The following is an 11,207-nucleotide window of genomic DNA, read 5'->3' on the forward strand; positions in this document are numbered from 1 at the left end:
GTTCACACCTCTCGTTTCTTCGTGTGTGCTCCCCAAAGGGAGTCCAACTGGTGGGCCAGGACGCGGCCGACCTCGGCGGCCGACGCCGGTTCGGTGAGCATGGTCGTGTGGGCGGCGTCGACGCGGTGCACCCGGACGCCCTCCTCGGTGTGGGCGTTCCACGCCTCCGGGTCGAGGCTGCGGGAGCGCTCCGCGGTCATCAGGAAGATCCCGCAGCGGACACGCCCGGGGACGAAGGACCGCATGAGCCGCACGTTGTTGACGTAGACGTCCTTGACCGCCGTCAGTTCGCCGTCGTCGAGATGGCCGAGCGAACTGTCCGTCCCGCGCAGGTGGGCGCGGAACCGCTCCATCGGGAAGCGCCCCTCCCGCAGCTCCGCATCGTCCCACTCGAACCCCGACTCCCGCAGGTTGGCCGCGATGATCTCGGCCTCCGCCGCCTCCGCCGCCTCCTCCCTCTGCCTGGGGTCCTTCGTGCGGCGGGGAGGGTAGGCGTCCAGCATGGCGAGCAGCTCCACCCGTTCGCCGTCACGCTCCAGCAGCCCGGCCATGGCGTGGGCCACGTGGCCCCCCAGCGACCAGCCGAGCAGCCGGTACGGCCCGTGCGGCCGGACGGAGCGGATCAGCCGGACGTAGTCGCCGGCCATCTCCTCGATGTCGCACGGCAGTTCGCCGCCGCCGTCGGCGGGCGTACGGGCCTGCAGCGCGTACAGCGGGACGTCCGCGGGGAGTTCTCGCAGGAGGCCCGCGTACGCCCACCCCAGGCCGACGGCCGGATGGACGCAGAACAGCGGCGGCCGGTCGCCCCGCCCCCGCAGCGTCAGCAGGGGCGCCGGGGCGCGGCGCTCGGCGCCCCGTCCGATGCGCTCGGCCAGGCCGGCCGCCGTGGGCACCTCGAACAGGTCCCGCGCGGCGACGGATACGCCCAGCCGCTCGCGGATCCGCCCGACCAGCCGGGTGGCCAGCAGCGAGTGCCCTCCGTGTTCGAAGAACCCGTCGTCGGCGCCGATCCACTCCCGTTCCAGTACCTCGGCGAACAACTCGCACAGCGCGGCCTCCCTTTCGTCGCGGGGCGGCCGGCCGCCTTCCTCGGCGAGCGGTTCCGGTTCCGGCAGGGCGTCCCGGTCGAGTTTGCCGTTGGCGTTGGCCGGAAGGGCGTCCAGCACCGCATAGGCCGAGGGCAGCATGTAGGGCGGTACGAGAGCGGCCAGGTGGGCCCGCAGCTCCGCGGCGGTGGGACGGGGCAGGCCCTCCGCCGGCACCGCGTAGGCCACCAGTCCCCGCTCACCCTGCCCGCCCTCCCGCAGGACGACGGCCGCCTCCCGTACCGCGGCGTGCTCGGTGAGCCGGGCCTGGATCTCGCCGGGCTCGATCCGGAAGCCGCGCAGTTTGATCTGCTCGTCCGCGCGGCCCACATAGTGGACGCGCCCCTCCCGGTCCCATCGCACCAGGTCGCCGGTGCGGTACATCCGCTCCCCCGCCCCCTCGAACGGGCAGCCGACGTACCGGGTCGCGGTGAGTCCCGGGCGGTTTCCGTAGCCGCGCGCCAGCGAGGCGCCGGCCAGGTACAGCTCGCCCGTCACCCCGGGGGGAGTCGGCCGCAGCCTCTCGTCGAGCACGTAGACCCGGGTGTTGGGCACCGGGGTGCCGATGGGGGGCGGCGGGCCGCCGGGGGACAGGGCCCGGCTGGTCAGCGTGACAGCGGTGGCTTCGGTCGGGCCGTAGATGTTGAGCATGCGCCGGCCGGGCGCCCAGCGGTCCACGACCGAGGCCGTGACCGCCTCGCCGCCGACGACGAGACAGCGCAGGCCGTCCAGGCCCTCGGGGCTGAGACCGGTCAGCGCCGCCGGCGGGATGAAGGCGTGGCTGATCCGCCGCGCGGCCAGGGTCTCTCCGAGCGCTTCCCCGGCCAGGACCGGCTGGTCGGGCAGGACCAGGGTCCCTCCGGTGGTGAGTGCCATCAGCAGTTCCAGCACCGCGCCGTCGAAGGAGGGCGACGCGAGCTGCAGCACGCGGCTGCCTGCCTCCACCGGGTACCGCTCCCGCTGCGCCACGGCCAGCGACAGCAGGCCGCGGTGCTCGGTCACCACGCCCTTGGGACGGCCCGTGGAGCCGGAGGTGTAGACGACGTACGCGGCGTTGCCGGCGGTCAGGGGGGCGGTCCGGTCGTCGTCGGTGAGATCGGCCGCGGACGGTCCGGCCGGCGCCGCCCCGGCCGGCTCCCCGTCGGGGATCAGGACGGGGAACCCCGCGATCTCCCCGCGCCCCGCCGCGTACGGCTCGGCCGCCAGAACCAGCGCGGGGGCGCTGTCGCGCAGCATGAAGCCGATGCGCTCGTCCGGGTAGCCCGGGTCCACCGGTACGAGGACGCCGCCGGCCTTGAGCACCGACAGCAGCGCGGTGATCTGTCCGACGGAGCGCGGCATCAGCAGTGCCACCCGGCGTTCGGGGCCGACGCCGTGCCGGACCAGTACCCTGGCCAGCCGGTTGGCCCGGGCGTTGAGCTCGGCGTACGTCAGGCTGCGTCCGGCGTGTTCGAGTGCCGTGGCCCCCGGGGTTCGGGCCGCCTGCTCCTGGAACATCTCCGGCAGCGTCGCGACCAGGTCCGCACGCCGGGTGGCGTTCCACTCGGTCACGACCGTGTGCCGCTCCCCGGCCGCGAGTAGTTCCCGGGTTCCGACAGGGCCGCCCGGGTCCGCCGTCCAGAGGGCGAGCATCCGGCCGAACCTCTCCAGCAGGTCCCGCGCGGTCTCCCTGTCGAAGAGGTCGGCGTCGTACTCCAGAGCGGTCTCGATCCCGGCCGGCCGGCCGTCCTCTCCGTGGCTCTCCAGGAAGGTGAACATGAGGTCGAACTTCGACCGCGCGGTCTCCACCCGGTGCGCCCCGACGGTGAGCCCCGGGGGCGGGGAGCCCTGCCGCCCGGCCTGCTCCTCGGTGTTGTTGCAGGAGAGCGCGACCTGGAAGAGCGGGTGCCGGCCGAGCGAACGGGCCGGGCTCAGACGCTCCACCAGTTGTTCGAAGGGGAGGTCCTGGTGCGCGTAGGCGGCCAGCGCGGTCTCGCGGACCCGCCCGACGAGCTCGGCGAACGCGGGGTCGCCCGAGGTGTCGGTCCGCAGGACCAGGGTGTTGACGAAGAATCCGACCAGGTCCTCCACCGCCTCGTCGGTGCGCCCGGCCACCGGGGTGCCGACGGGGATGTCCTCCCCGGCGCCCATCCGGGTGAGGAAGGCCGCGACGGCGGCCTGGACGACCATGAACACGCTCGCCCGGCTCGTCCGGGCCAGATCGACCACGGCGGAGTGGACCGCCGCGGGCAGCGACAGCCAGACCTGGCCGCCGGTGTGGGACGGCTCGGCCGGGCGCGGCCGGTCGGCCGGCAGCCGCAGCTCCTCCGGCAGATCGGCCAACTGCCGCTCCCAGTAGCCCAGCTGGGCGGCGGCGGTACTGTCGGGGTCGTCCGCCTCACCGAGGAACCGCCGCTGCCACAGGGCGTAGTCCACGTACTGGACCGGCAGCGGCCGCCAGTCCGGGGCCCGGCCCTCGCGGCGTGCGCCGTAGGCGGTGAACAGATCGCGCAGGAGCCTCCTGCCCGACCAGCCGTCGCTGGCGATGTGGTGCACGACCAGCACGAGCACCCGGGAGCTCGGCCCGCTCTCCAGCAGCCAGGCACGCATCGGCGGTTCGGATTCCAGGTCGAAGTGGTGGGCCGCCAGCTCGTCGGCGGTGCGGTCCACCTCCTCCCCGGCGACCGGGACGACGGTGAGGGGGTCGCCCGCCTCCCAAACCGGCAGCACCCTCTGGAACGGGCCCTCCCCGTCCTCGGCGAAGACGGTGCGCAGCGTCTCGTGCCGTTCCACCACGTCGCGCAGCGCGGCCGCCAGCGCACCGACGTCGAGCTCGCCGTCCAGCCGCAGGGCCCGGTGGATGTTGTAGACGGAGTTCGGGCCGGTGAGCCGGTGCAGGATCCACAGCCGCTGCTGGGCGTACGAGAGCGGTACGCGCTCCGGGCGCGGCACCGGTCTCACCGGCGGGCGTCCGCGGCCGCGGGTGTCCAGCAGCGCGGACAGGGATCTCACCGTGGGGTGCTCGAAGAAACCGCGCACCGAGACCTCCGCGTCCAGGGTCGCCCGCACCCTGCTGATCAGCCGGGTGACCAGCAGTGAATGGCCGCCCAGGGCGAAGAAGTCGTCGTCGATGGAGACCAGCGGGCGCCGGAGCACCTCGGCGAACAGCCCGCACAGGATCTCCTCGCGCGGGGACCTGGGCAGCCCTCCGGCGAAGGCGCCCTCGACGGCGGGTTCCGGCAGCGCGGAGCGGTCGATCTTGCCGTTGCGCGTGACGGGCAGTGCGGGCATCCCGACCAGGTGTGAGGGCACCATGTAAGGCGGCAGCACCCGGCGCAGATGCTCCATGATCCGCGCCGTGGGCAGTGCGGTGCCGGCCCCGGCCGGGGCGGAGGGGGACGCGCCCTCCCCGGCGGGGACGGCGTAGCCGACCAGCCGGGCGTCGCCCGCCCCGTCCTCCCGCACCACCACCACGGCCCGGCGGACGGCGGGATGGGCCGCCAGCGCCGCCTCCACCTCTCCGGGTTCCACCCGGAAACCCCGCAGGCTGATCTGGTCGTCCGCCCTGCCGAGGTACTCCAGCAGGCCTTCCCCGTTCCACCGCACCAGGTCGCCGGTGCGGTACATCCGCTCCCCCGGCTCCCCGAACGGGCAGGCCACGAACCGCTCCGCGGTCCTGCCCGGGTCGCGGAGATAACCGCGGGCCAGGCCGGAACCGGCGACGTACAGCTCTCCGGGGACGCCGACCGGCACCGGGACCAGGCCGGGGCCGAGGACGTACAGGCGGGTGTTCCACAGCGGCCGGCCGATGGGCACCGGGCCGTCGCCGACGGGCTCGTGCGGGGCGATCCGGTGCTCGGAGCAGTTCACGGTCGTCTCGGTGGGCCCGTAGACGTTGTAGACGGTGACGTCCGGGCGGCCGGCGCGCCAGTGCCGCAGGTGCCGGCCGGTGAGCTGTTCGCCGCCGAAAGTGATCGCCTTGGCCGGGCTCACCGCCTCCGGCAGTTCCTCGAGCATCGAAAGGTGACCGGGGGTCGCCTTCATGAAGTCCGGGGGCGCCTCGCCGGGACGCAGGACCGGCTCGTCCTCCAGCGAGGCGAGGCGGACCGTGCCCCCGCTGACCAGCGGAACGTAGAGGGCTCCGACCGTGAGGTCGAAGGAGACCGGCGAGTGCACCAGGGAGCGCCCGTCGGCGGGGTACTCCTCGGACCCGCGCAGCAGGTAGCCGACGAGGGACCGGTGAGTGGCCACCACGCCCTTGGGACGGCCGGTCGAGCCGGAGGTGTAGATGGCGTACGCGGCGTTCCCCGGATCCGGCGGCGAGGGACGCTCGTCGTCGCCCAGCGGGCCGCCGGGCAGCGCCTCCAGCGCGGTGGCCGTCTCCGGGGAGTCCAGGATCAGCAGCGGGAGGCCGGCCGGCAGCCGGCCGGCCAGGTCCGCGGTGGTGACGGTGAGGAGCGGCTCGGCCTCCCGCAGCAGCCGGGCGAGCCGGTCGGCCGGATGGCCGGGGTCGATCGGTATGTAGGCGGCACCGGTCTGCCACACCGCCAGCGCGGCCTCGACCAGTTCCGGTGAGCGCGGCAGTGCCAGTGCGACGAAGCGCTCGGTCCGCGCTCCGCGCTCCACCAGCAGGCGGGCCAGCCGTCCCGAGCGGTCGGCGAGCCGGGCGTAGTCGATGCCGCGGTCGGCCGTCTCCACGGCGATCCGTTCGGGGGTGCGGGCGGCCTGCCCGAGAAACAGCTCGGTGGCGGTGGTGTCCTCGACCTCGCGTGCGGTGTCGTTGAACTTCTCCAGCACCAGGGTTCGTTCGGCGTCGTCGAGGACGTCGAGCCGGCCCAGGGGCAGGTTCGGCGTCGCCAGGAAGGCGTCGGCGAGCCTCAGCAGGCGATCGCGCAGAGCGGCTGCCCGGCGGGACGTCACCGCGCTGGGCCGGTGGCCGATGCGGAACCGCATCGGCGGGCCGGGGGAGACGAGCAGGCCGAGCGGGTAGTGCATGGCATCGCGCATCTTCGAGGCCGCCACGCGTACGCGTGGCGGCGTGGCGGGGAATTTGCCGGCGGGTTCCTCCGCGGGCCCGGCCGGGTAGTTCTCGAACGCCATCATCGAGTCGAACAGTTCGCCCCGGCCGGCCAGGTTCTGGATGTCGGCCAGCCGCAGGTGCTGGTGGTCCAGAAGGGCGCTCTGCTCGCGCTGCAACCGCCGCAGGAAGTCCGTCAGTGGTTCGTCCACGGGCATCCGGGCCCGTAGCGGGAGGGTGTTGGCGAACAGACCGATCATGGACTCGACGCCGTCCAGCTCCGGCGGCCGGCCGGAGACGACCACCCCGTACACCACGTCCTGGCTGCCGGTGGTGCGGGCGAGGGCCAGCGCCCACAGCCCCTGTACGACGGTGTTGAGGGTGAGGCCCGCGCCGCGGGCGGCCTCCGTCAGCCCGGCCGAGACCGCCGCGGGCAGTTCGAAGTCCAGCCACCGCGGCGCCTCCGCGGCCCGCTCGGCCCGCGGGGCGAGGAGGGTGGGCTCGCTCAGCCCCTCCAGCGCCTGCCGCCAGGCCTCCCGTGCGGCCTGTTCGTCCCGCCGGCCCAGCCAGGCCAGGTAGTCCCGGTAGCGGCGCACCGGCGGCAGGGCGGAGGTGTCGCCGCCGGTGCGGTAGAGCAGCATGAGTTCACGCAGGAGCATCGGCATCGACCAACCGTCCAGCAGGATGTGGTGGTTGGTGAGGGCGAACCGGTGGCGGTCCTCCGCCGTGCGCAGCAGCAGGAACCGCACCAGTGGCGGTTTGGAGGGCCGGAAGCGGCGCCAGCGGTGCTCGTCCAGCCGTCGTGCCGCCTCCGCCTCCGGGTCGGCCACCAGGCGCAGGTCGGCCTCCTCCCACGGGAGGTCGACCTGCCTGGGGACGAACTGCACCGGGTCCTTCAGCGCGCGGGTCGCGAAGCCCGCCCGGAGGTTGTCGTGGCGCCGCAGCAGCGCCTCGGCGGCCGCGCGCAGCGCCGGCACGTCCAGCGGGCCGTGCAGTTCCACCTCGTTCTGGACGGTGTAGACGTCGACGGCCTCGTCGCCGACGTACTCGCTGTGGAAGAGCAACCCCTCCTGCAGCGGGGAAAGGGGCAGGACGTCCTGCAGGGATCGGCTCATCACTCTGCCTTCCACTCTGCTTCGAGCTGGTCGAGTTCGGTGTCGGAGAGTTCGACCAGAGGGCCGGCGGCTTCCGGTTCCGCGGCCGCCGGGGGCGGGGGCGCGGGGAGCGGGGGCGTGGCCGGGGTCCATTCGCCGGAGGCCAGTTCGCGCAGTTCCCGGAACCACAGTTCCGCCAGTTCGCGGACGTCCTCCTCCCGGTGCAGCCGGCCGGCCCAGGACCAGGTGGCGATCAGACGGGGGCCGCCGGGGCCGTCCGCGGCGACCGCGTTGACCTCGATCTCGTGAGCGAGCGGGAGTCCGCCGGGCTGGCCCGCGACGCCGCTGCCCACCGGTGACCAGTCGAAGGTCTCCGCGGTTTCGTCCGCTCCGTCCCTGCCGCCGCCCGAGCCGCCGAACCGCCCCAGGTAGTTGAAGCCGTAGCGCGGTGCGGGGCGGGAGGCGAGCCGTTCCCGGGTCCGCGGATTGAGGTACCGCAGCATGCCGTAGCCGAGGCCGGCGTCCGGTACGCGGTCCAGCACCTCGCCGACCGACCGCAGTACGCCGGTCCGCTCGTCGTCCGGCCCGGCGGCCGGGACCCGGACCGGGTGGGCGGCGGTGAACCAGCCGACCGTGCGGGAGAGGTCGGCCCCGGGGACGATCTCCTCCTCGCGGCCGTGGCCCTCCAGCCCCACCGTGACTCCGTCCGTCGCCTCCGCCGGCCGCCACCGCCGCACGGCGGTGGCGAACGCCCCCAGCAGGACCGCGGTCACCTCGGTGCCCAGCGCGGCGGGCACCGGCCCCAGCACGGCCCGGGTGGCTTCGGCGGGGAGGGTGAGGGAGAGCGCCCCCTCGGTGCTTCTGTCGTCCACGGCCGGGTCGATCCTCCCGGCCTCCCGGGGCCGCGCCGACTGCTCCTCCCAGTAGGCGCACTGCTCGATGCGGCGCGGGTCGCCGGCGAGTTCCGACAGCCGCTGCGCCCAGACCCTCAGCGGGGTGCCCACCTGGTCGAGCCGGGGCTCCCGGCCGTCGGCGACGGCCTGCCACGCCTCGCCGAGGTCGGCGGTGAGGATGCGCCAGGACACCCCGTCCACGACCAGGTGGTGGGCGACGAGCGCGAGGTACCCCGGCTCCTGCGCACCCCTGTCGAACCAGACGGCGCGCAGCATGCGGCCCTCGCCGGGGGCGAGCCGTTCGCGGGCCGCGGCGCAGCGCGCGCGGATCAGCCGGTCCAGTTCCTCCCGCGGGACGTCCGCGGCCGGCACCCGCTCCAGGAGGGCGGCCGCGTCCACGCCGCCCGCCTCGCCGATCTCCATCCGCCAGTGGCCGGCCGCCGGTTCGGCCCGCATCCGCAGCGCGTCGTGGTGGTCCAGCAGGGCCTGGAGGGCAGCGGCCGGAACGGTCTCGCGCGCTCCCGCCGGCACACGCAACAGCACGGACTGGTTGTAGCCCTCGACCGTGCCGCCCCGCTCGGCCAGCCAGGAGCTGACCGGCGTCGGCGGCACCGGGCCGACGGCCCGGCCGCCGAGGACGCCGGAGGCCGGGGCGCTCTCCCGGGAGCGGGCGGCGAGCGCGGCCGGCGTACGCCGTTCGAAGACGTCGCGGACGGTTATACGGCCGCCCGCCCTGCGTACCCGGCCGACGAGCTGGATGGAGCCGATGCTGTCACCGCCGAGCATGAAGAAGTCGTCGTCCGCGCCGACCCGCGCGACGCCGAGCACCTCCCCGAACGCCTCGCACAGCACCCGCTCCCAGGCGTCCCGCGGTGCCCGGTGGCCGTGCGGGGCTCCGTCCGCGGGCGCCGGGGGCTGCGGCAGCGCCTTGTGGTCGAGCTTCCCGCCGGGAGCCAGCGGCAGGCCGTCCAGCCGGACGATCGCGGACGGGACCATGTACCGCGGCAGCCGGGCGACGAGCCGTTCCCGGAGCGCGGCCTCGTCGAACGCGGCCGGTGGGACCTCCACGTAGGCGACCAGCCGCTCCTCCCGCAGGACGACGGCGGCCCGGCCGACCTCCGGGCGGTCCAGCAGCGCCGCCTCGATCTCTCCCGGCTCGATGCGGAAGCCGCGGACCTTGACCTGGTCGTCGGTCCGGCCGAGGTACTCCAGGTTTCCGTCGGACCGCCGGCGGGCGAGGTCGCCGGTGCGGTACATCCGCTCCCCCGGCTCCCCGAACGGGCAGGCCACGAACCGCTCCGCGGTCATTCCCGGCCGCCCGAGATAGCCGCGGGCCAGGCCCACGCCGGCGATGTACAGCTCTCCGGGGACGCCGATCGGCACCGGACGGAGCGCGGCGTCCAGGACGAACAGCCGGTGGCCCGCCAGGGGGCGTCCGATCGGCACGATGTCCGCGGGCGGCTCGGCCCCCGGTTCCAGGACGAAGTCCGCGCAGCTGACGGTCGCCTCGGTCGGCCCGTAGTCGTTGTAGACCCGCGTTCCGGGACGCGCCTGGCGCAGCCGGGCCAGTCGCGCTCCGGTGAGCTGTTCACCCCCGACGACCAGATCGGCGGTGGGAGCCGCCCAGGAGGCGATGCCGTCCAGGAACGCGAGGTGGGACGGTGTGACCTTCAGCAGGTCGGGCCTGTCCGGGGTGTCGTCCTCAGCCGCGTCCAGGTCCGCCACCACGATGCGGCCGCCGGCGACCAGCGGGGTGAACAGCGTGGTCACCGTGAGGTCGAAGGCCGGGGAGCCGTGCAGCAGCGCGGTTCCCGCGGCGCCGCGGTACCGGGCGGCCGAGCGCACCAGGAAGGCCGCCAGGGACCGCTGCTCGATCACGACGCCCTTCGGTGTGCCGGTGGACCCGGAGGTGTAGACGACATAGGCCGGGTTGCGCTCCCCGGCCGGTACGCGGCGGTCGGCGGCGTCGAGGCCGGCGAGCGCGGTCCCGGTGTCCGGGGCGTCCAGGCGGAGCACGGGGACCGGTCCGGCCGGGAGCGCGTCCCGTGTCCCGGCCACAGTCACGACGAGCGCCGGGCCGGCGTCCTCCAGCATGTGGGCGATCCGCTCGGTGGGCAGCTCGGTGTCCATGGGGACGTACGCGGCCCCGGCCTTCTGGACCGCCACCAGCGCGGTGATCAGCTCGACGCCGCGCGGCAGCAGGACCGCGACGGTGGCCTCGGGCCCGGCTCCCCTTGCGGCGAGCAGCCGGGCCAGCCGGTTGGCCCGGGCGTTCAGTTCGGCGTAGGTGACCTCCAGGTCGCCGTCCCGGACCGCCGGCGCGTGCGGGGTGAGGGCGACCTGCTTCTCGAACAGCTCCGGGAAGTGGGCACCGCTCCGGACGGGCCCGGCGGTCTCCGGCTGTGGGTCGGGCTCGCTCCACGCTCCTTCCAGGAGCTCGCGCTCGCCCGGCAGCAGGACGTCGATCTCGCCGAGGGTGGTGCCGGGCGCCTGCGCGACGGCCTCCAGCAGGCGGACGAACCGCTCCACCAGCCGCTGGGCGGTGCTCCGGTCGAACAGGTCGGTGCTGTACTCCAGCACGCCCCGCAGCCCGTCGGCGCGACCGTCGCGGGTGCGTGCCTCCGTGAGCGCGAAGGTGAGGTCGAACTTCGACGTCGTGACCCCGAGCCGTTCCCTGCTCACCGTCAGCCCGTCCAGCCCGGGCGCGGTGTCGCGCGCTCCGGCCGTCTCGGCCGTGTCGAAGTTCAGCGCCACCTGGAACAGCGGGTGGCGGGCCAGTGAGCGCTCGGGGTCGCGGAGTTCCACCAGTCGTTCGAAGGGGAGGTCCTGGTGCGCGTAGGCCCCCAGATCGACGGCACGCACCCGCTCCAGCAACTCCGCGAAACTCGGATCACCCGAGGTATCGGTCCGCAGCACCAGCGTGTTCACGAAGAACCCCACCAGATCGTCCAGCGCGTCGTCGGTACGCCCCGCCACCGGAGACCCGATCGGCACATCCGTCCCCGCACCCAACCGCGTCAGCAGCGCCGCCAGCGCCGCGTGCACCACCATGAAGGGAGTCGCCCGGTGCTCCCGCGCCAACTGCGCCACCCGCCGGTGCACCCGCGGCGGCACCAGGATCGGCACACTGTCCCCACGA

The 11,207-nt window shown here is 74.6% G+C and carries 2 protein-coding genes; both read right to left on the reverse strand.

Annotated elements, in window-relative coordinates; translation table 11 throughout:
- Window positions 1-2 precede the first annotated feature (2 nt).
- Window positions 3-7,196, reverse strand: a complete 7,194-nt coding sequence (locus tag BM237_RS21660; protein WP_175541095.1) for an amino acid adenylation domain-containing protein — start codon at window positions 7,194-7,196, stop codon at window positions 3-5.
- The coding region (locus BM237_RS21665) for a non-ribosomal peptide synthetase (protein WP_139238149.1) at window positions 7,196-11,207 on the reverse strand (4,012 nt) is incomplete at its 5' end. The genes BM237_RS21660 and BM237_RS21665, both read right to left, overlap by 1 nt.

The sequence above is a fragment of the Streptomyces mangrovi genome (genome assembly GCF_900114215.1).
Classification (GTDB): domain Bacteria; phylum Actinomycetota; class Actinomycetes; order Streptomycetales; family Streptomycetaceae; genus Streptomyces; species Streptomyces barkulensis.

Bases quoted from the DNA above. Each gene is read 5' to 3' on its own strand.
- BM237_RS21660 (WP_175541095.1), bottom strand. From the start codon at position 7,196: ATGAGCCGATCCCTGCAGGACGTCCTGCCCCTTTCCCCGCTGCAGGAG.